Genomic DNA, 22,418 nt, shown 5'->3' with positions numbered 1-22,418 from the left:
AACGATCATTAGCACCTATGCGGAGTCTCTTCAAACCTTTTGCCTCAATCCAAGACTCTATGGTCAATCGAATAATAAAGTAAGGCTTCTTCGTCAACCTCTACCCCTAGCCCAGGCCCTTTCGGCACATGGATGCGGCCCTTTTGAACTACAATCTCAGGCTGAATCACATCTCTGGCAAAATAGCGTCGGGATGAGGATAAGTCTCCGGGAATATAGTTATCTTTTAAGCTCGCCAAATGGACGTGGAGAATTTTCGATATGCCAGTTTCCATCATGCTCCCTATCCAATAGTGAACCTTGTGCTTTCGACAAACCTCTATCATTTGTTTAACATAGGCTAGGCCACCAACCCGACCCACCTTAAGATTCACTACCTGACAAGCCCTTAACTCCACTGCCCCCATCAACTCCTCTAAGGTTTGGATGCTTTCATCCAGACATAGAGGAGTTGTCATTTGCTCTTGAAGTCTTTGATAAGCAGATAGGCTACCAAACCCCAAGGGTTCTTCAAGACATATCAAGCCCAGTTCATCTATTTTCAATAGTTCGGGAATCTGATCTGCCTTAAAACTTCTATTGGCATCGCCCAACAGCATAAGATCAGGGTATCTTGCACGGATGGCCTTTAGTTTAGCAAAGCCATCATCAGGCTTTATTTTTATTTTAAAACGGATATAACCCTCTCGGAGATACTTTTCAATCTCAGTGAGTAAGGTTGTAAGATCCAGATCTCCCAAGACCATCCCCCCATAGATCGTATCCTGGGTCTCCTCATCGAATATAATCTCCATAATGGACTGATGGTGCCGCCGGGCAAACCCATCGAGAAGAGCGTTCTCCACTCCCGCTCCAGTCATTGGGTAGATCATATCCGGCCAAGAGTGAATCTCAAAAGGGTGTTGGATTTCCTTTTGCAAAAGATGAGGGAGAACTTCCTTAAGCAGTAGCTCTTTGGACTGAGGAAGGGTCTCCCGAGTATAAAAGGGTTCATTAAAGGCAACCACTTCTCCATACCCTGAATTCCCCAACTCATCGGTCACCTTTATCACGAGAGTTTCTCGATGCATCAGCGAGGCTTGAGAGGATTTAAAGGCAAACTTCATCGGTAACCTCAAATGAAAGACCTCAATCTTTTCAATCCTCATAAATCATCTCTTCCAGATTCTTTTTGAGTATTTTCCCCGTAGTATTTTTTGGGAGTGACCGCAAATGGATTATCCTTTTGGGGAGTTTGTATTTGGCGAGTCTTTTGGACAGATAGTTCATAATCTCTTCATCCCCCAAGGTGGATACTACAAATAAAGCAGGGACCCGGCCCCATTTTTCGTCCTTCATTCCGACAAGGGCGCATTCTGATACATGAGGGTGGGCATACAAAAGGTTCTCGATTTCTTGAGGATAGATGTTTTCTCCTCCGGAGATAATGATATCTTTACGCCGATCAAGGATATAGAGATAGCCTTCCTCATCCACATAGCCAAGGTCTTGCGAGTTGACCCAACCCTCGATTGGTTCTTGGCTAAGATATCCGTCCATAACCATTGGACTCTGAATAAGTACTTCACCGATTCCCTCGGGGTCCGGGTCATGAATACGGATTGTGACTCCCGGTAGAGGTATGCCCACGGAATTCAGCTTAGAAGGATTCTCTGACACGCAAAAGGTCGTGGACTGACTGGTGGTCTCAGTCATTCCATAAGATTTAAAGATGGGGATCTTTTTATTCAGGCAAGTTTCTACTAAAGACCTGGGAATGAATTCGCCACTCACTAAAACCACTCGTAAATGATGGTGGTGGATACGATCTACGATCCTTTTTAACATGGTGGGGACGAGGGATAGCATATTAATAGAACCCTCTTCTATCCCTTTTAAAACCTGCTCTTCCTCGAAGGTTTCCATCAAGGTGACTCTAGTGCCATTATATAAGCTGCGCACTAAGATGGTTAAGCCGCTGATATGATACATAGGAAGTACCAATAACCAGTTATCCTTTTCCGTTACCCGAAGAGTTTGTTGAGAGGCATCCACATGGGCAAAAAACTGTTTCCAGCGAAGTGGGACCGACTTGTATTCGCCAGTGGTAGCACTGGTATCCATAATGACCGCAATGTGTCGAGGATCATATTCTTCTGCACATTTTACGTTTATATCTAATTCAGCGTCAAAAACTCTCTGAAAGGAAAGAAAGGTATCATCATCAGAAAAAGCTACCTTGATATTTAAGACATTTAACTTCTTTGCCCTCTCCTCCGGGGTTAAATGGGTATTCATCATGAACACTTCGATGTGCAAAGCCTGCAAGGCCAGATAAAACAGGACCATTTCCACAGAGTTGCGAGAGTAAAGAGCTACTCTGGTTTCATCTTTGACAAAGGGAGCCAAACGACCCGCCAGGTCGGTGACGCGACGGTCCACTTCCTTAAAGGTGAGCTCATTCAAGAATTTCTTGTTCGGTTTTTCCAGAGCATGCTTCTTAAGCCAGTTCACTTTGCTCCACCTCGCTTATTCCTTAGTCTCAAATAAACCATGATGACTTGTTGCCTAATTCCAATTCATCTTTCTTTAAGTCATTAGCGCTATTCATCAGCGCTCTCAAGGAAACTTCGGAAACTGCTGAAAATCAGGTCTGCGTTTCTCTTTATAGGCGTCCCGTCCTTCTTTCGCCTCATCCGTTGTATAGTACAGGAGGGTAGCATCTCCGGCTAATTGCTGGAGACCGGCTAACCCATCGGTATCCGCGTTAAAGGACGCCTTGAGGAAACGCAGGGCTGTAGGTGAATGCTGCAATATCTCCTTGGCCCATTTTACTGTTTCCCCTTCCAATTGCTCAAAGGGAACGACTGTATTCACTAAGCCCATGGCCAAGGCTTCTTGAGCAGTATATTGACGACATAAATACCAGATCTCCCGGGCTTTTTTATGGCCGACAATACGAGCGAGATATCCTGCACCATAACCGGCGTCGAAGGACCCGACTCGCGGTCCCGTCTGACCAAATTTGGCGTTTTCCGAAGCAATACTTAGATCACACACAATATGCAAGACATGTCCGCCACCAATGGCAAAGCCGTTGACCATAGCAATGACAGGTTTAGGAATCACTCGAATTAAACTCTGAAGATCTAAAACATTAAGCCGGGGAATCTGATCCTCTCCTACATACCCACCATGGCCTCGCACCCTTTGGTCTCCCCCAGAACAAAAAGCTTCTTTATCTTGACCCTGACCATGGTTCGCTCCTGTTAAAATGATTACACCGACTTGACTATCTTCCCGAGCAACGGTAAAGGCATGAATCAATTCCATGACGGTTTTGGGACGGAAGGCATTTCGGACTTCTGGTCGGTTAATGGTGATTTTTGCGATCCCTTCATAGATCTCATACACAATGTCTTCGTATTTTGTGCTCGACGGCTCCCAAGCAATTTTCATAATGATACCTCCAAATATTCATGATAAGACAAAAACTCATTGACCGCTTTCATAAAAGCAGCGGGATTTTCAACATGGGTGTTATGGCCAACACCGGGGATAATCTCCCGCTTGATTTTGGGGTTTTGATTCATGAGCTCTTGCCCGATTTTCTTATACTTCTCATCGTATTCCCCATTGATGAACAGGATGGGCATGGATAAATCCAAGATTTTATCCCTCAAGCAGGGAAAGATTCCTTGTCCACTTCCCAGCAAAGTATTGGCAAGTGCATGGGAGACATTCCTGAGGCGTCTTGCGCTGATTTTTGCACGGATTGCTTGGGGCAATTGGGTTTGGGAGGCAAAGAGGTCGAGTTTAGACCAGTATTGATCAAACCACTCTATCCCCTTTTCTTCAATCGCCTTGGCTAACCAAATATCCTGTTGGCGCCGCTGTGCCCGATCTTCCCTATGGCACAAACCATACGATGAGCTCTCAAGGATCAACCCTTGGACCTCCCTTGGGTAAGTCTGGGCATAGGCCAAGGCAAAACGCCCACCCAGGGAATAGCCGAGTATAGAGTATTTAGCAAAACCTAACTGGTGGATCAGTTCATGGAGATGCGGTAGCACCACCGCTAAGGTATAGGGTTCAAGAACATGGGGCTTGTCGCTCTTGCCGTGGCCGATTAAATCCACCAGGACCATTTGCCGGTCCTTCAAATGAATTGATTCCCAGGTGCTTGAGTTCTCTGAAAAACCATGAAAACAAACTATAGGTTGTCCAGAACCCTTTACTTCTACGTAATATTGGAGGTCTTCAATCACAATTAGCATTACTTTTCTCCTGCTTGATTCTCCCATACCGTGATTTTTTCGTCATAATTCCTTGACGCATAATTCTCGAGTCTGACTCCTCTATTCAAGTTCTGGTCAAGATTTAGTCAAGATTCGTATATCGATCATGCAAATCTTTGCTTAAATCAGCATCAATCTTCACATTGAGAATCTTAACCCCTTTCAACGTGAGTGCCTCCTGAAAATCCTGCTCAAAGCTATCATAATTAGCAGGCTCATAATAAGTCAGATTATATAACGTCTTAAGTCCACTAAAATCGATCCCGTGAGGAGTCATAAACAGAAAGTCGAAGTACTTGTTCTCTCTTTGGGGTAGATATTTAAAAATCGCACCGCCATTATTATTCAAGAGGACAATAATTAGATTCAGTTCATGGTTTTTTCCGATCATCAGGCCATTTAAGTCATGAAAGAATGCTAAATCTCCGGTCAACAGCACGGTGGAATGCTGACTGGTGGAAACCCCAAGAGCGGTGGAAACCATGCCATCGATTCCGTTGGCCCCTCGGTTGCACAAGACTTTGATTTGTTGCTGGCGTGCCTCTAAGAAATAGTCCACATCACGAATCGCCATACTGTTGGCGACAAATAAGCGACTTTCATCGGGCAGGATGTCTTGTAGCCTTTGCACCAATTCTCCTTCAAATAGACCCTCTTCATTTCGAGCGAGATTGAGGCGCCTGCGCATTCTAGCTTGGTAATGCCGCCACAGGCCTAAGTATTCATTACTTGCGTTATGAACCTGAATTGCTTGAGCAAAGTGCTGAGGTGAGGAGAGGATGTACTGATTGATGGATAAGGAGGGATCTCTGTATTGGAAGGTCTCATTAACTTGAAAATACTGGACGTCTTGATGCATGGCTACAAATTGCTGTAAACGCTTAGAAACGGGAGTCTGTCCAAAATGAATAATAAATTCGGGCCTTAACTCCTTCTTGACAGAATCGCATTTCAAAAAGGCATCATAGCTATCGATAATAAGGGGACTGTCATAATTGCGAAAGTTGGAAATAGGGTCGGCTAGCAGGGGCGCTTTTAAGCGCTCTGCCAACTCTAAGACCTCACGATGGTAATCCGCGTAGGCATCGCCCCCACAGATAATGATCCCCTTTCTATCCTGAAAAACCGAACTATCTATATCTAGTAGCTTGTCTCCTGTTTTCCATTCGAAAGGAAAGGCTAGGCGACCCGAGGTAAAGTTCACATCATCTAAATTGGGACTTAACGGTTCACGTAGTGGAATATTGATATGGGATACACCATATCCTCCTGTCATGGAACTCACATAAGCTTTGCGCATTGCCCCACGCACATACCGATGCATGCTTTCAGTCTCTTCAGGAAGGGCCAGTTCTTCAAAATATTTGACATACTCGTGATAAAGCTTGATTTGATCAATGGTTTGGGGTGCACCCACTTGACGCAATTCAGGAGGTCGATCTGCTGTTAAGACTATTAGGGGAACATGAGAATGCTTTGCTTCAATGATAGCAGGGAAATAATGAGCCGTAGCAGAACCTGAAGAGCAGACAAGGACCACAGGACGTTCTTTTTCTTTGGCTATTCCCAAAGCAAAAAATCCCGCCGATCGTTCATCAATGCTGACATAGACCTGAAAGCCGTGTTCACAAAAAAGAACAGATAACGGTGTGGAGCGTGACCCGGGACTAATGACGACTTCGCGTACTCCCAGCTGATATAATTCATCAACCAACGCTGCAATGTAATTTGTCATAGTTGTTCACCTTCATCATAGACTTTCCAAGATTGTTTTTGCTTTATTGATAGTCTCCTGATATTCCTCTTCGCAGTCTGAGCTTTCTACAATGCCACAGCCTGTATAAGCATACACCGCATTCCCAGCTATAAGGGCTGAACGGATTCCTACCACAAAGATGCCATCTCCATCTTCATTCATGATACCAATGGGTGCAGCATATAATCCCCGCTCATGGTTTTCATAACGAGCTATGATTTCTAAGGCATCCTTCACCGGATACCCGCCTAAGGCGGGTGTAGGATGCAAGCGTGAAACCCAATCGGTTAAGGAGCTATTGTCCTTGGTCTTTGCCTTGATAAGAGTCTTTAGGTGATATAAATTCTTAAGTTCTAAAGTCGTAGTCTCCCCGATCATGACTTCATCACTATAGGTCCTCATCACCTTTGCTATAGAATCAAGGACAATTTGATGCTCATGACGGTTTTTAGGATCCTTTAGGAGTAGCGATTTTTGCTTCTCATCTGCTTCATCGGCATTTCGTGGGATCGTGCCTGCTAAAGCATAGCTCATAATTTGTTCCTTTTCTTTTTCCACGAGTATTTCCGGAGTGGCCCCAAGGAACGTCTTCCCATCCTTAAAATAGGCAAAAACGAAGGAATTCGGATTTTTGTCCATCAGATTTTTTAAGACACTCTCAATAGATGCGGTTGTTGCACATTGAATTTTTACCTCTCGCGAAATCACCACTTTCTGTACTTTTTTAGCAAGGATCTGTTGTCTTACAGGCTTGAATAGCTCTTGCCACTCTTTATAGTCATTGGCAAGAACCTCATAATCATGCCTACGGGAGATAATCTCCTTTTCAAGAATACTAGGTATTTCATTTGCGTAACAAAGCCTTTGCTTACCGTTTTGCTCAACCAAGTAGTATTGGAAAGCTATGGTTTCATTACCCAAACCCGACCATTTTGGGTCCTTAAGTGAGGGAAAGAAGGTTCTTGTGGAAAAGACATAGGGATAACCCTGATAACTCTCTCCCACCCCAAAGGTTTTTAGGCGTTTGGCGCCCATAATAAGCTGTTGTTTTTGCGGATGATAGAACAACAGCCGTTCCCCATCCTCAAAGCTCTGCCAAAAGGAAAGTGCATCATTTAAGTTCAGTTCCTTCTCATGGTATTTCAAAATCATTATCTCCTACCCGAAATTCATTTAGGACTTGAAATTCGTTTGGTCAAGAAATGAACCTAAGTTCATTCTTTCAAGTAGGATATTACTCTTGTTCCAATATCTTGTCAATATAAAATATTAGTAATTTTCGGGAAATAGATAGGTTCCAAAATCCACTATTCTCACCTTGAATTTAATCAGCACTATCGAACTACGAAGATTTGAGCCAGAAAAAAAGCCATGAATCTGCTAAAAACACAGTTCATGGCTAGCGGGCTATTAGATTGAATTATTTTCAATTATTGAGACTTGCGCGATCCTTTTCCGTGACAAAATCCTGTCCATAAACTAAAACTCCAAGACCTGTCAGAACGACGTTTACCACACAATGTTTGCCGTGGACTTCACTTGGGCAATCATCACAAATACTCTGAACTGCTTCGAAAGCATCATGAAGATCCATGGGGTTATAACGTTCGGGGATAATTGGCAGTGCTTTAAACATCTCGAGGATGTCTTTTGGCATATCTTCTGATGTTTTCTTACCGCTTTCTGCAGACTTACTCAGTATTTCCTTGGACATATATAATTGGCACAGGGGAGTACATTGACATCCTGAAGCACAAGCTTTGTCCATCTTCGAATAGGCTTTAAAGGCACTCATCTTCGTAAATCCTATTTGATTATTCACAATAAAATCTCCCTTCAATTTGCATTCACTTATTAGACGGTAAAATTATATCATTGGATAGGGGTTTTATAGCACTTTTTGTTTTTTCTCGTTTAAAAAAGGTATAGGAAATCTTTGCTTGCCCTTACTCAACGCAGAATTTATACTTAAAAAATAGCGAAAACACACTTTGGGATTGGGGAATTAGCAGATGGGCATTCGTGAAAATATTTATCGCCTTGAAAATCTAAGCGATATATATGACTTTGAAGACATCATTAGCGAAAATGAAGCTAAAATTATAAACTTGATTTTTGGAATGACAGGGGATTATCACATCGCTCAGGACTTAACTCAAGAAACCTTTTTAAAAGCATTTCAGTCAAGACAATCATTCCATGGGCAATCCAAGGTTTCCACATGGTTATATCGGATTGCTGTTAATACTACGATAGATTACCAACGTAAGACGTGTGTACGAAAGGAAAACCCCACTGAAGAAATCGAAGTCGAGAATGCTGCAAATCAGGACCCGGATCAGAATTGCCAAAAAACTGCCATAAGAGATATCCTCTTTAAGGCGATTTCTCAACTTCCCGATCAGCAGCGTGAAATTTACATCCTTAGAGAAATTAATGGATGTTCCACCAAAGAGGTAGCGGAGATCCTCAATATATCCAGCGAATTAGTCAAATGGCGGTTGCATAAAGCCCGGTCAATGCTCCGCAAGTCCTTAGGAGAAGGTAATATCTATCAAAATATTGGTTCTGTTAAATTGAGCAGCGAAGGAATCGAGTAAACACAATACGCGCATTATAAAAGTCGATTGCAAAAGCAATCGACTTAGCAACAAAAGATGTTATGACAACCCGTAGATTCTCGTGAGATACAGGGATAAGGGGACACTTATCATTGGCTGCGGGTATCGTTTCCTGCTGAGAAATAGTACCCCTTTCCTCTGGCGCTGCAGATGAATGTCGGCCTGCCCATATCGTCCTCTATCTTTTTCCGTAGGTTATGGATATGAACCATCACTGTGCGCGAATCGCCAAGGCTGGGCCTGTCCCAGATAAGCTCATATATGTGCTCCAGCGTAAAATGCGTATCCGGGTGTTCCATCAAGAGATGCAATATGTTATATTCAATAGGAGAAAGCTCCAGTCTTATACCTTCTTTTACAATAGAGTGCGTGGCAGAATCGAGAAGCAACCCATGTACCTCAAGCGTTGCCGGTGGGAAGTGTTTTTCACGCAACATGCGGCGCAGGTTGGCTTCCATGTGTGCGTGAAGAATTTCACAGGTGAAGGGTTTAATCAGATAGTCGTCGCCTCCCATGTGTAAGGCCTCAATGATGGTTTTATCATCACCAATGCAGGAGATAAAAATGATCGGGCAGAAAAGACTCTTGCGCATCTGGGAACATAGCTCAATGCCATCAACCTCAGGTAGCATAATATCCAATAAAATAATATCATATTTGCGCTCGCGGACAGCTGCCAAAGCCGTGGGCGCATCGGCGACATGGTCAGTTTTATAGGCGCTATTTTGCGCTAAATAGTACTGGATAATACCAGCTATATGTTGGTCGTCTTCGACTAAAAGTACTCTGGCCATAAAAACCCCCGGAGTGTGAAGTTTATGAACGACAGAAGGACTAAGTTCATTATATTGGAGAAACCTGGGACGCGCAAGTTTCTTACTGCCCTCGTCTATTACCTTGTTATCACATACGTAGTTCAATATGGCATGTTGGCGCTGGACGCAAGCTTTAAACCGCCGGAAATGCTCACCCCCTTTTGGTTGGGTACGTTTGCCTGTGGAGTTTGTTTCATGATTGCCGTATATAGCCTTTCGCTATATATACAAAAATCCAGTGAGCGTTACCTGCTATGGTTATTTTATATTGCCCTTATCACCTGTTTACGTACGTTGTTGGGTACGGTAGGCAATGCTTCGCCTGCTTTCTCCACTATGGAGACCGCCTTTAATATCTTTATCGTCGTGACCTGCTATGCCCTTTGCTTCTGGTTAACCGACACGAAGCTGCCGGGTAGATGGAATTTCTTCCTGACCGCTCGTGGATTGCTGCTGATTTATCTTGTCTTGCTGATCATCCGCTTCTCATGGCCGGACACGACTTTACAGCGGTTCATCGCTACACTGCCTTATGCTGTAGCCTTATTTTGCCTTGGCCAGGCCTACATAGCAGGAAAAAAACAGGCATTACCGCTGTTGGTGGGACTCGCTGCCCGTTTTGGACTGCGTGGTTATCTTCTGCTGGCTATCGGACCAGGTACGCCAGAAAACTCATTGTCCCATTTTGTAGTTTCTTCACAACTGGACTTCCTTGCCTTTGTGTTCGCCTGCATGTTTGTGATTAACGCTAAATTTGTTACTAAATTCAATGAAAGTGACAAGCTAGTCGTACAACTCGAGGCAATTAACGCTAATCTCGACTCGATAGTAGCGCAACGCACAAAAGAGTTACAGCAAGCCAATGAGACTATTATCGCGCAGCACAAAAGAAGTAATACGCTGATGACCAATATATTCCACGACCTGCGTAGCCCATTGTTTGTATTAAGGGGCTATCTGGATATGCCTCTGACAGGAGAGGAAGGGGAAAAGCGGGTTACAGTTATGCGTGAGCGCTCGGCATTTTTGAACCACCTTATAGAGGAACTATTTCTGGTCGCCCGCTTGGAGGAGGGGGAAATCCATTTTGAAAGCGAATTGATTGATGTTTCAAGGTCGTATCTGTCCGCCCTCGAGGCGGTAAGGCCCGCGGCGGACAAGCAGGGCATAAGCCTATCGTTTAACGGCGAGGGTAAAATTGTGGGCGATGCCTTCCGGCTCGAACAAGCGTTGCAAAATTTGTTGGAGAATGCCATAAAATATACGCCGGCAGGAGGAAAAGTGCGGATTTCCTGCGAGCAAAGAAATGACACCGTAATAATCAGTATAAGCGATACAGGAGTGGGGATCCCCGCCGAGGAATTACCCCTCTTATTTGACCGATACTATCAAAGTTCCCGCGGCGGCAAACGGGTTAACTCTAGCGGGCTGGGCCTGTATATTGTTGACCAGATCATAAAGGGAATGGGCGGTAATATAGTTGTTACAAGCACACCTGGAGACGGCAGTACGTTCACGTTGACTCTCCCCGCCAAAATAAAAGAAATTGGTTAGGGTGCATGGAGGTGTGCGTGGGTGTATCGGGATATAGACGATATGCGAACCGGCACCGGACCTTTCTCCAGTGCCGGTTCGCATTAATTATTTATCCCAGTTCGCATACTCAACGAGCTGCCTAGCGGCAATACGGGACATAGCGTAGCCTCCGCCTGCGCCGTGGCCACTGCCAGGGTAGTTGCGCCCCAACCATCCGCCGGCGTCGATGCCTGCAGCGTAGAGGCGGGAGATCGGTTTCCCGAAGATATTGATAGCCTGGCATTTCTCATCTACTTTGATACCACCATATTGCACAACTATGGCAATCGTCCAAGGCAATTTAAAAGCATAGAATGGAGCCGAAAGCGGCTTTACGGTGCCGCCCTTCTTCTGGTAGTCAGGATCATCACCGTTGGCTGCGTTTTGATTCCAGCGGTTTAGGGTGTTTACCAATCCGAGTTCGAAAATACCGGTCTTTTCTGCCAATTCCTCAATGCTATTGGCCTTAATCAGCGCCTCCTTATTTTGTGCGCTCACGGCTCCTACGGACTGCCCATCAAAGATTTGCCAGCTCAGACCGTCTTCCTGACCCTGAAATAGCTTACCAACCGTATCGGAATGATAATCCTCGTTGACGTAACGCTGACCCCATTTGTTAACGATGATGCTGGGGAAGCTTTCACGCTCGATGCCGCGCGTAGTGGTGCCAAGCTTTACTGCTGTGGATGGAGAAGTCAAGGATTCGTGCATATTCACGAGATCGGCGCCGATAGCCTGAGCCATTTTAATAGTGTCACCTGTGGAGCCTTTGCCACCGGCAGCCATACGTAGTGCACCGTAACGCATATACTGGGCCATCATTTCCGGGTTATTGCACATTCCGCCGCCAGCTAAAATCACACCTTTGCGGGCTTTGATGTTGATGCTCTTGCCACCACTGTCGGCCCCAACACCAACAACTTCGCCATCAGGATTTGTAATCAACTTAGTTGCGGAGGTTTCCATAAGGAGGCGCACGCCAAGTTCTTCAGCCTTCTTGGTCACATACTCGTGAATGAGCGCGCCACCCAGCGGATGTTCCTTGTCAGTTATTATTACGCCATGCTTCACGGGTGGCGTGACATTGGCGCAATAGGGCTCTTGCTCGGCACCGGTGCAATACATATTATCAGGGCTAAAAGGAATGCCTAGTCCGGCCAGCCACTCAAATGTATCGCGGAACTCGGTGGATAGGACGGTAACCAACTCTTCGTTCGCTTGTCCTTTGGCGCAAGCTAATAGGTACTTGGCATAGGCCTCAGGAGTTTCTGTGATACCGGCTGCTTTCTGAATAGACGTACCACCGCCACAGGCTATAACACCGCTGTGCATTGATGTTGAGCCACCAACTCGATTCATCTTTTCTAAAACAATTACATCCATGCCAGCTTCGGCTGCCGTAACAGCACCAGCCAGTCCACCGCCAGAACCGACGATAACCACATCAGCTTCATCGTCCCAGGTAGCAGGCATCCAGTCTTTGGACTCTGAGGCAGGTTGGGATGCTGAAGGCGTGCTGCACCCGCCCAGGAAAACACTGGCTCCAACAACTGTGCTGCCGGCTAATATTCCCGCGTTTCTTAAGAAAGTTCTACGGGAAACATCTTTAGATTTGAATTCCTCATTTTTCTCTACAGACATTTTCAATCCTTCCTTCCATGCTTTTATTTACCTACGAAAACTTATACGGGGTATTTGTGACGTCTTATGAATTCCACGCTCACCTCCCCTGATGCATTACAATTTTTTCTGTTCGAACGACTCCACTTCATACTTTACTTTGGCTATAAGCCTATCATATACCACATTGTGAATTTTTTAGCTTAAGATAACCTTAAAGTTCTGGACCAAAGGGTGATACGTCTATCTGCCATGATCCATAGGTCCTTTTGAGCATGAAAAACAAAAACTTAGCACCTGTTTCGGCAATCTTCCCTAAATTCTGCGCGCTCTGCTGACAAAACTGTTTTCAATCCCGTTTTTCTACGCCCTGCTTGCTCATGCATAAATGCTCAGCTTATATCCCATGTATTGAACATGAACTCTTAATCATCCAGCTATCCCCAACCCATCCACAGTTTGTCCAAAAAAAAGAAGAACCCCGGCTAACAATGTAAACCGGGGTGTCACTATATCAATCCGTCTTTTTAGACACTTTAATAGGTTAATAGCGGCATAGATTTAACAACCTTAATTTTCTTTCTTTATTAAAGGCGGTTTATTCCTTAACAAAAACATATCCGTCATGACGCACCGTTTTCAGATATTGAGGATTATCAGGGTCCGGTTCAATTTTTTTGCGCAGATTATGGATATGGACGAAAATCGTCCGGACGTCACCGATACTGCTCTGATGCCAGACTTCAGAATAAAGTTCCTTAAAGCTGATTAATTTTCCCTTGTGCTGCATCAAGTAGTACAGGATTTCATATTCAAGGGGCGAGAGCAATACTTCCTGCCCGTTCCGAAAGACTGCGTGCATTTCCTGATCCAATATGATGTCTCGCACGCGAATTTCTTTTTCTTCGCGAAGCATACGGCTCCTCCGTAAATTGGCCTCGATATGAGCGATCAACAAGGGACCTTTAAAAGGTTTCACCAGATAATCGTCGCCTCCCATCTTCAGGGCGCGAATAATTGTTTCTTCATCTCCGAGGCAACTAATAAAAATGATGGGGCAGTAAATATTCTTTCTCAGCTGTTGACAGAGTGTAATGCCATCCATATTAGGCAGCATGACATCCAACAGGATGGCATCAAATCTAATATGGTCTGTCAGCAGGAGCGCGTCTTCCGCACTTTGAATGTAAGTTACGTCATATTCTTTCTCCAGGTAGTACCGTATAATTCCACCGATCTCCTGGTTGTCCTCAACCAAAAGAATTTTATCCATAACAGTCTCCTTCCCTGCAGAGGCGTTGACAAGGCATTCGGTTACTTTCATAATAATTGTATATGATTGTTTGCTGTTTTACCAAATATTCTTGGATTATTAATCAGAATGATTAACCCGCTCGCAGTACTGTTGAGGTGACGCTTTGGAATCAAAAAAATGGCTTCGCGCCTTACTATTAATACTGGGAACCGCTGCTATTTTCTGCCTGCTTCTCCAGATCAATTTGAATACACCCAAAGTCCACGTTGACAACGGCGGCGTCATCGATCTTCGTGATTTAGGAGATGAAACCTATCTTCTCACCGATTGTTGGGAAACCTTCACCGATAATAGCCAAATCATTTCTACCGCTACCCTGACTTTTCGCGACGGCAGTTCTCCTTATGCCCTGTATATGCCGCGCGGCAGCGCTGTCGAGCTTCTGATCAACGGCAGTTCAGAGAATGTGATTGCCTACGGATCCCATTTGGTATCAATACTGGATCTACCCGACGGAGACCAGACCATCAATATAAAAATTACCCTCTCAGCATTGGCCGACTCCAACTTTTCTGATGCAAGTATTTTTATCGGCTCTTACCGTAACATTCTTTCCACCATCCAGAACGAGGGAACTCTGCGTATTTTTATCGTCGGCCTGTCTTTTGCTCTGCTGCTGTATGCCGTCAGCCTTTATTTGCAGAAACGCAGTGAGAAATATTTGCTGGTGCTTGCCGCGATGGTCTACTCGACTTTTTCCTATATTCTCCTGAGGAATTTTCCTTTCCTGCAGGAAAACGATGTACTGAAGTTTCTTCTGTTGGGCGGAGTCAATCTGCCAGTACTACCCGCTGCAATCAACGGTAACCTTCACTTAATCTTCTATGCACTGCTTGTGGCGGTTCTGAACTATTTCCTGCTGCGCAATTTTGTTTCCACTAGGCTGTTCCGCCGAGAATATATTGACTATGTGGTTGTTGCTTCCGCCGTTATGCTGCCGTTGGCAGGCACATCGTATTTTTCTGATCTACATCAGATCTACCGCATTCTTATCAATCTGCTGGAAGCCGTCATTATTGTCAAGGGCAGTTATAAAAGCCGGAGTGACAGCGCCGTTTTACTAGCCGGAGCTATCGGCACACTGGCTTTCCGCTGTTTTTCCTCCGCATGTGCCATGAATCTGGTGGCACGGGGCACTGCCGACCTGTTGTACAGGCTAGGCGGCATTACGGCTTCTTTCTATGCGATAGCATTTGTCATTGCTATCAACGGCATCTTCGCTCGCAAATTTAACGAGTCGGAAAAATTGGCCGGCCACCTGCAGATTGCTGTAGAAAAGCGTACTGCAGAACTGAAAAACGCATACGAAAAACTTACCTCGGAGCAGAAGGCACATGACGCTTTCATGGCCAACATGGTTCACGATTTAAAGACACCCCTGTTTTCACTCAGTGGCTATACCGATATGGCCAGAGATTCCATCTGCACAAACCCTGAACGGACTGAGCGCTGCTTAAACCAGATTGATGAGACTGTCAGCTATGTAGGCACAATGGTTAACAACCTTTTTCTTTCGCTACGGCTGGAGGACGGGCGTGTCAAGTTCATGCGGGATACCGTCTCTCTCCATGCAGTTGTATCGAGGGTCTTTGATACCACACTTGCACTGACCGGCTCTATAGGCATCAAACTATCAACTGACCTGCCAGAGGATGTCGTAAGTTTGGAAGGTGATCCCTATTATCTGCAACAGGCGGTCCAAAATATCGTGGATAACGCTGTCCGGCACACTTCTGCCGGCGGCGAGATCACCATTCGCCTGCACTCCGGCTCCGGCCAGGCCGTCATCACAGTCTCAGATACCGGGGACGGCATTCCTTTGGAGAATCTCCCGCACATTTTTGACCGTTATTTCAGCCATTCTGAAAAAGGCACTGCTTCCAGCGGCCTTGGCCTCACAATTTCCAATGATATCGTGCGTGCCCATGGGGGCATTATAAAAGTTGAAAGCACCACCGGCAAGGGCAGCACATTTACCATCATCCTTCCCAAAGCCGGGGGCTTGAAAAATTAAATCAGAATTATGAAAAGAGCTCCGCCCGAAAAAAGCGGAGCTCTTTTTTTCAAAATGAAGTACATCAGAAAGGGCTTACTTGACTGCCAGGGTCTTGCCTAGTACATAACCTGCGGTTACACAACGGCCGATGGACAGACCGGCAAGATGCAAAGGATAATCCGGGCTGCCGTAGAACTGGCCGGAGCAGTTGCCGATGGCATACAAACCTTCGACGGGGTTGCGACTCTCATCCAGCGCCTGGAAATCAGAATTGATATTAATACCGCTGCACAGAGCGGAAACACGAAGGTTCTTTTTGATACCCCAGTAAGGCGCGGTCTCGATCTTTTTCATGAACTTGGGATTCTTACCGAAATCGGCGTCATACCCCAGATCAACCAACTCATTGTAGCGGTCAACGCTTTTTTTCAGCTTATCAGCCGGAATCCCCAGCTTAGTAGCCAGCTCATCCAGGGTATTGGCACGGTAAGTTGCAATTAGTTCGGCTGTCACACCTTTGCGCTCCACATCAACCTCCGGCATGTAAACCTGCATCCCTGCTTTGGGAGTAGGTCTACCTCCCCAGCCGGTTACCTGGGCCTCGTAATTGTCATCAAAGATTTGACAATACTTGCCTGTGTTTTCCTTATCGTAATGGCGCATATAGTTATTGGCATAGCTCATATCCACATCTTCGTTATGAAAGCGCTTGCCGTACATATCCACCCGTAGGAAAGGCTCGTCAAACATCGTGCCGGAATCGAAGTCATGGATCATCTTGGTATGGCCGATTGGTTCGATGGTGCCCCCTGCGGCAATGCCCATCAGGATGCCATCGCCGGTCTTGTGGAACTGCTTTTTGTGGAAGTCCTTTACATCAGGACAGTATTTGGCGACCATAGCGTCATTGTTCTGATAGTCGCCGGTTGCCAGGACGACACCTTTGGCGGCGGTGAACCTATAATATTTGCCAGATTTGTCCTTGGCATAGACACCGGTAACTTTACCGCCCTCCTTTATGAGCTGAACGGCAGGGGTGCTGTAACGAACATCCAGCTTGGTGGCATTGGCCTTTAATATGCTGGCCAGGACTGTGCCCGTGTTATCTGGCTTGCCTGCGCTTCTGACGCTGATTTTCTTGTAAGCTCCGAAAGGACTGCCGTAATCAAAGACTGCAGGAGCAATGGTTGCCGGATAGCCTGAAGCAATGGCGGTATCATAATACCACTGAACAGCTTCTCCTGAATTCTGAACATAGACCCTCACCTGATCGCGGTCACTGCGGTAATTGCAACTTACAGCAGTTTCCTGTTCCAGCTGCAGCATGGCCGGGGCATTAGATTCACCCGGAATAATCCCGGTGCAGGTATTGCCTTGGGCGACAACGCCATCCTCCTTCTGCAAAACCAAGACCTTTGCGCCGTCTTCCGCCGCTTTCAGAGCACAAGGCACTCCGGAGGTTCCGGCGCCGATGACAATGACGTCGTATGTGCCTCCATCTTCTGCGCCCGTAATCTCACCGAGTTCGCAGGTAGAAGCTTGCAGTTCGGCCGCCGTAATGCCAGGAGGCAGATCGCCTTCCGAGACTGGAGCTCCCTCCGGAATCACAACCGACTCACCCTTAGCCTGAGCGATGCAAGCAGCTACAGCTTTTTTGACGGCATCGCTGGTAATAGAAGCTCCGGAAACCCCATCGATTTCTGCGCTTTGCTTGTCTAAAACAGCCTGCCGGAGAACTGGCGCGGCTGCCTGACCGATGGTATCGGTCTCGCCCTTGACATCCAGCTGGACGTCAACAATAGACTCAGCTTCAAAGATCATTGTGACAGTAATCGTGTCCATTCCCAGGGAAGTCGCTGAATAGGTGCCTGGGATGTAGGTACCGGCTTTGCTTGCAGTGGAAGCAGTGCAGCCGGCCAGAATACCGGTGGCGGCAAGGGTGACCGCCGAAGCAGAAGCCCCTTTGAAGAAATCCCTGCGTGACATTGGTTTCATAGCACTCATCTCCTATCTCATTTTTTGTTGTTTACATAGTCAACTACGGAGTTTCCGGCCATATAACCGGATGCAGTCATCCAGCCAAGGGTTGTGGTATCAACGAAATAGGACGTTCCGACCCATCCTAATGCATCAAAACCAGTGGAGTACAGGCCCGGAATCAGCCCTCCTTTGGTGTTGTATACGCCTAAAGTTTCATCTGTTTTGATCCCGCCCCATGTACCGAGATTGCGAATCTTGGTTTCAAAAGCATAGAACGGGCCGTTTGCTACGGGATAGACAAGGGTAGAAGGATCGCGGTCAAATTCGGGATCGGCGCCTGTTCCGACAGCAGTGTTATATTTGGAAACTTCCTTTTTAACCACATCCGGATCCAATCCGAGCATTCCGGCTAATTCTTCGATTGTGCCGGCTTTGTAAGCGTATCCCGAATCATGCTGCATGGAATAACTCACCACTTCGTCGATTTGCTGCTGAAGATTCAGACCGGTATAATCCGGTTGGTTCATTGGCTTTTGATATAGCTTTGACCGCCAGGGTTTGGTTTTTGAACCATTTTCCATTAAGCTGTCGATTGCAGCCTGATCGACAATAACCAACGCTCCTTTGGAAATCATGCTCGTATTGCCCTGATAGTGCGGCGTATACATAATTGTTTCATCAGAGATCCGTCTTCCCGTATCCCTGTTTATTCTGAGCATCGGTTCGTAAACTAGGTTGGCATACAGGCAATTGCCATTGGTGATATCAAGATCAAACAAGTCGTGCAATTCAATGGGCAATCCTTCATTATGGGACTGGGATCCGAATGCCGCCTGTTCCGCGCCGGCTTCCCAGGCCATCTGGACACCGTCGCCATTGGCCGTGGGCGATCCCCAGTTCATATATTCATCATTATAATCTGCCAGATATTGCTTCATTAACTCTGTGTTGTTAGCCGAGCCACCAGTAGCCAATACTACTGCTTTGGAATTAATGGTTATTTTGGCGCCGGTATCCTGATTTACTGCTGTAACTCCAGTAATTTTACCGTCAGAACCCATGATGAGATGTTCGCCCCTGGTCGCCATAAGCATGGTTGCCCCTTGATCTTCAAGCTGTTTCGCGACTGCGTTCCATCGTGTTCCCTTAGCTGGATAATTGATTTTATTGGGGGATACTGCCGTGAATTTCATACCATATTCTTCCGACAGAAAGTCGGCAGCATCACCTGATGCTAGGAGGAAATTCTTGATCATCAGGTAATCGGCCTGATAATGGGTCGAATCCTGATATTGCTGGATAAATTTTTCAAGCTCGCCGGCAACTGTCGTTCCCTTTTCTTTATACAAATCTTTTACGCTGCCGTCCGGTTGCACGGCATTTTGCTGAAGATCTGTGCCGATTGCCAGCGTACCGCCCCCGGCAATTTCCGAAACGCCGCCCCACCTGTCGGCTGCTTCAATGACGATTACCTTCAAACCATCGGAAGCGGCAACTGCAGCGCTAATCAATCCGGAACCTCCACCGCCGACGACACATAAATCATAACCGTCATAGACCTTGTCCTCACCGGCCTGCCGAGGTATGCTGACTTTCTTTAAGGCTGACACCACATCAGCCGAACCGGCCTGCTGAACACAATCCGCCACGGCATCAATAATCGCCTTCGAACCCCATGTGGCGCCGCTTACGGCATCAACATCGAGGCTTTGACGGGCGACGATTTCATTTGGTATCTTTTCAGCGCATAAATCCCTTAGATAAGGAGTTTCACCGCTGTTGTCCTTCACCTTTACGGACAGGATTTTATCGGCTGAAAATTCCGTTTCCACCGTGATATAACTTGTAAAGCCGAACGCTTTTCCGGTATAGGTACCGGCCGTGTAAGCGATCGCTGCTGCCGGTTCTTCAGAAGCAATGACCTTATCTGCCAAAGCTTTATTTACGGCGTCAATAACGGCTTTGGACGTGAATGTGGCCCCTGATACGCCATCAACATTTGTTCCGTTGGCTGCAACGATGGCTTGCTCTAATGTCTTCATCGCCGTTCCGCCTCTGTTGGGCGTTTCGTTTTCCCCGCTTAGAGCAACCTGCGTGATCTTTCCGTCTTGATCCACTGTAACCTTGGCTTCGACTTCGCCGCCGAATCCCTGTGCAGTCCCGACATATGTCACACTTGACGATTGAGGAGCCGTATTCGAACACCCGGCAATACTGAAAACAAGTACCCATGCCATTAGACCCACGATTATTCTTCTCACGTTATGTATCATTCCTTTCCCTATGCTCCTTGGACTACCGTACTTACTAAGAAAAATCATTTGTTTATTTGCCCTTTACTCCCTCCTTATTTTTCTTATCTTGCGAACACTTTTATTGTAATTGCAATTTGGTTAAGGTGGGTTTAAGAATGGGTTGAGGTGATTAAGGTTCACTTAAGTTACTTGCTGCTTATGTGCTAGTCAGTATTGCCTTAGTGAATTGGCATGGTCAATATTCTTTTGGGCCTCATCTCTTACTTCTTCACAACCCACGCTCTGGGTGACCAGAATAACTCTTAAAAGCAAGGATGTCCCCTCATATTGGCAAGCGCTTGCCAATATGAGGGGACATCCTTGTTAGGGTTTTAGACTCTAACAGTAAAGAAGCTGAGTTCTTGTTCCGGATGAGGTCAGTTGGCTGTCATGATGTCACGGCTTTAGGCGTCAGCCCGATCGCTCTATACGAAACGTTCAAGAGGTAAAAGTCAGGCACCATATGCCACGAAATTACTAATGCCATGCGGAATTGACCGCATGGCATCTTTTATTACTTAAAATTTTGTCTAATGACTCAACTATTGATACAAATTAACGATGCACCTCCGTTTTAATAAAGGGGGTGCACCTTGCTTTTGGGGGGTGAAAAATCCAGAGATGCGTTCCATCGCACATATTTCGTCGCGATATTAGTATACATAAAATCAATAGAAAGGCAATTTACTCCAACGACTCATTGTTCCACTCTGCCACATTACGACGTATCCAATCCGCCCAAGCATCAAATCCTTCCCCGGTGATGGCTGATACTTCAAAGATTTCAATCGTCGGGTTTAATTTCTTAGCTCTTTGATAAACAGCTTCCCGGTTGAAGTTAAAGTAAGGAAGAACATCAATTTTGTTGATAATCAGGACATCCACCACCTGAAAAATCAACGGATACTTTAAAGGTTTGTCGTCTCCCTCCGGTACGCTTAAAATCATAGCATTCTTGGAAGCACCGGTATCAAATTCCGCCGGGCAGACTAAGTTTCCCACATTTTCCAGAACGACAAAATCAAGGTCTTCCGTACCTAGTTCATCAATACCCTGTTCGGTCATACCTGCATCTAGATGACACATGCCACCAGTATGGAGCTGAATACATTTGACACCAGTGGTGGCAATGGTTTCTGCATCCACCGCGGAATCGATATCAGCTTCCATAATGCCTATACGCATTTCATCTTTTAATCTTTCAATAGTACGCATTAGGGTCGTGGTTTTTCCTGCTCCTGGCGAAGACATCAGGTTTAAAAGAAATGTTTTTTTCCCACGCAGGCGTTCTCTAAGACGGTTAGCTTCTTTGTCATTGTCCTCAAAGATGCTTTCTTTAACTTCGATAATCTTTATTTTTTCCATAACTTAAGCTCTCCTTTCATTTGAGCGATCTTACTACTATTTTACATTGGATGCGGAAGTCCCAAATCTACTAAAAAATCTCTTGTCTTTTGTTCTGCCTTCAGCACAAGCTTTTATTACTTCCATCATTCTTCTGGACATTACGAAGGACGGAGTTCCAAGTAGAAAGATAACAAGAAATTTGCGCCAACCCTTAAAAGGGGCAAAGCTACAATCACAACGGGTAATAAAGCGTGTCTTCCCCTGCCCTGCATCCAACAGATGGAAATTCCAGGTCCAGGCAAAATATTTCAAGGAGAATGGGGGAATAAAACCTATAGCTCCTTGGAATTTAGATGGGTTACGCGAATCAGAAATGGATGTAAAATATTCATTTTTCTTAACTTCTTGGATTTCTGAGCCAATTCCATCTTGGTGATAAAACATAAACTCGCCTGGATATTTATTTTGCCATTCTTCTATAATGTTATATGTGTTATAGATATGAAACGTAAAAATTCGTTCCAAAACCCCGAAACTATAAAACCCTGCTCGTCTTTGTCCAAGCTGCGCCAAATAAGGCCAGACTTTTTCCCGGGGTGCGTTAATCGTTAGCGCTAACTGCAGCCGCATTGTTTGATCTTTTTTCAGCAATTCATCACCGGCTAGACTCATTTGTTTCTCTTTGTCTGTTAAAGGCAGCCCTAACCCATATTTCCATAACCCGGCAACTAATAAAATTCCAAGTACCGCTAGACAGATGAGTATAAACCAACCGGTATAATTGCTTATAAATGATTGAATCAATTCCATACTTCTTTCCTC

General features: G+C 45.7%; 17 protein-coding genes. 3 read left to right on the top strand and 14 right to left on the bottom strand.

The window, feature by feature from the left end; translation table 11 throughout:
• Positions 1 to 44: 44 nt before the first annotated feature.
• From menC to AAC978_RS00780, 7 genes are all read right to left on the bottom strand, one after another.
• Positions 45 to 1,148 carry an o-succinylbenzoate synthase gene (gene menC / locus AAC978_RS00810; protein WP_341546058.1) on the bottom strand — a complete coding sequence of 368 codons (1,104 nt, stop codon included), beginning with the start codon at positions 1,146 to 1,148 and terminating at the stop codon, positions 45 to 47.
• The gene (menE, locus tag AAC978_RS00805) at positions 1,138 to 2,493 is read right to left on the bottom strand and encodes an o-succinylbenzoate--CoA ligase (protein ID WP_341546057.1); all 1,356 of its coding nucleotides are present in this window, start codon (positions 2,491 to 2,493) and stop codon (positions 1,138 to 1,140) included. Before menE ends, menC begins: the two co-directional genes overlap by 11 nt.
• A gap of 105 nt (positions 2,494 to 2,598) precedes the next feature.
• Positions 2,599 to 3,438 carry a 1,4-dihydroxy-2-naphthoyl-CoA synthase gene (gene menB, locus AAC978_RS00800; protein ID WP_341546056.1) on the bottom strand — a complete coding sequence of 280 codons (840 nt, stop codon included), beginning with the start codon at positions 3,436 to 3,438 and terminating at the stop codon, positions 2,599 to 2,601.
• Positions 3,435 to 4,256 carry a 2-succinyl-6-hydroxy-2,4-cyclohexadiene-1-carboxylate synthase gene (menH, locus tag AAC978_RS00795; protein ID WP_341546055.1) on the bottom strand — a complete coding sequence of 274 codons (822 nt, stop codon included), beginning with the start codon at positions 4,254 to 4,256 and terminating at the stop codon, positions 3,435 to 3,437. The genes menB and menH overlap by 4 nt, the downstream gene beginning before the upstream one ends.
• 103 nt (positions 4,257 to 4,359) lie before the next feature.
• Complete coding sequence (gene menD, locus AAC978_RS00790; protein ID WP_341546054.1) at positions 4,360 to 6,012, bottom strand: 2-succinyl-5-enolpyruvyl-6-hydroxy-3-cyclohexene-1-carboxylic-acid synthase; 1,653 nt, start codon at positions 6,010 to 6,012, stop codon at positions 4,360 to 4,362.
• Between the two features lie 15 nt (positions 6,013 to 6,027).
• Positions 6,028 to 7,179, bottom strand: a complete 1,152-nt coding sequence (locus AAC978_RS00785) for an isochorismate synthase (protein ID WP_341546053.1) — start codon at positions 7,177 to 7,179, stop codon at positions 6,028 to 6,030.
• A gap of 280 nt (positions 7,180 to 7,459) precedes the next feature.
• Complete coding sequence (locus tag AAC978_RS00780; protein ID WP_341546052.1) at positions 7,460 to 7,855, bottom strand: nitrite reductase; 396 nt, start codon at positions 7,853 to 7,855, stop codon at positions 7,460 to 7,462.
• Positions 7,856 to 8,045: 190 nt separating this feature from the next.
• Between AAC978_RS00780 and AAC978_RS00775 the strand changes: the two genes are divergently transcribed.
• Positions 8,046 to 8,633 (top strand): RNA polymerase sigma factor, encoded by a 588-nt coding sequence (locus AAC978_RS00775; RefSeq protein ID WP_341546051.1) that lies wholly within the window; start codon positions 8,046 to 8,048, stop codon positions 8,631 to 8,633.
• 110 nt (positions 8,634 to 8,743) lie between these two features.
• Here the strand turns inward: AAC978_RS00775 and AAC978_RS00770 are convergent, their stop codons facing one another.
• Positions 8,744 to 9,448 carry a response regulator transcription factor gene (locus AAC978_RS00770; RefSeq protein ID WP_341546050.1) on the bottom strand — a complete coding sequence of 235 codons (705 nt, stop codon included), beginning with the start codon at positions 9,446 to 9,448 and terminating at the stop codon, positions 8,744 to 8,746.
• A gap of 24 nt (positions 9,449 to 9,472) precedes the next feature.
• Between AAC978_RS00770 and AAC978_RS00765 the strand changes: the two genes are divergently transcribed.
• Positions 9,473 to 11,023 carry a sensor histidine kinase gene (locus AAC978_RS00765; protein ID WP_341546049.1) on the top strand — a complete coding sequence of 517 codons (1,551 nt, stop codon included), beginning with the start codon at positions 9,473 to 9,475 and terminating at the stop codon, positions 11,021 to 11,023.
• A gap of 87 nt (positions 11,024 to 11,110) precedes the next feature.
• Here the strand turns inward: AAC978_RS00765 and AAC978_RS00760 are convergent, their stop codons facing one another.
• Together AAC978_RS00760 and AAC978_RS00755 are read right to left on the bottom strand one after the other, a co-directional pair.
• On the bottom strand, positions 11,111 to 12,685 hold the full coding sequence (locus tag AAC978_RS00760) for an FAD-dependent oxidoreductase (protein WP_341546048.1): 1,575 nt from the start codon (positions 12,683 to 12,685) through the stop codon (positions 11,111 to 11,113).
• A gap of 577 nt (positions 12,686 to 13,262) precedes the next feature.
• Positions 13,263 to 13,988, bottom strand: a complete 726-nt coding sequence (locus tag AAC978_RS00755) for a response regulator transcription factor (protein WP_341546047.1) — start codon at positions 13,986 to 13,988, stop codon at positions 13,263 to 13,265.
• A gap of 94 nt (positions 13,989 to 14,082) precedes the next feature.
• On the opposite strand from AAC978_RS00755, the gene AAC978_RS00750 reads away from it, so the two are divergent.
• Positions 14,083 to 15,993 (top strand): sensor histidine kinase, encoded by a 1,911-nt coding sequence (locus AAC978_RS00750; protein ID WP_341546046.1) that lies wholly within the window; start codon positions 14,083 to 14,085, stop codon positions 15,991 to 15,993.
• A 75-nt stretch (positions 15,994 to 16,068) separates the two neighbouring features.
• On the opposite strand, the gene AAC978_RS00745 is transcribed toward AAC978_RS00750, so the two are convergent.
• The 4 genes from AAC978_RS00745 to AAC978_RS00730 all read right to left on the bottom strand — a co-directional run bounded on the left by AAC978_RS00745 (position 16,069) and on the right by AAC978_RS00730 (position 22,406).
• On the bottom strand, positions 16,069 to 17,970 hold the full coding sequence (locus tag AAC978_RS00745; protein WP_341546045.1) for an FAD-dependent oxidoreductase: 1,902 nt from the start codon (positions 17,968 to 17,970) through the stop codon (positions 16,069 to 16,071).
• 17 nt (positions 17,971 to 17,987) lie between these two features.
• Entirely contained in the window at positions 17,988 to 20,192 is a 2,205-nt protein-coding gene (locus tag AAC978_RS00740; protein WP_341546043.1) for an FAD-binding protein, read from the bottom strand.
• Positions 20,193 to 20,933: 741 nt separating this feature from the next.
• Entirely contained in the window at positions 20,934 to 21,614 is a 681-nt protein-coding gene (gene hypB / locus AAC978_RS00735; RefSeq protein ID WP_341546042.1) for a hydrogenase nickel incorporation protein HypB, read from the bottom strand.
• Between the two features lie 36 nt (positions 21,615 to 21,650).
• Complete coding sequence (locus AAC978_RS00730; protein WP_341546041.1) at positions 21,651 to 22,406, bottom strand: hypothetical protein; 756 nt, start codon at positions 22,404 to 22,406, stop codon at positions 21,651 to 21,653.
• Positions 22,407 to 22,418: the final 12 nt, after the last annotated feature.

The organism is Desulfitobacterium sp. THU1 (assembly GCF_038181555.1).
Taxonomy (GTDB): domain Bacteria; phylum Bacillota; class Desulfitobacteriia; order Desulfitobacteriales; family Desulfitobacteriaceae; genus Desulfitobacterium.
Note: the sequence above shows the minus strand (reverse complement) of the source record. Positions and strands in the feature narration are given on the sequence as shown.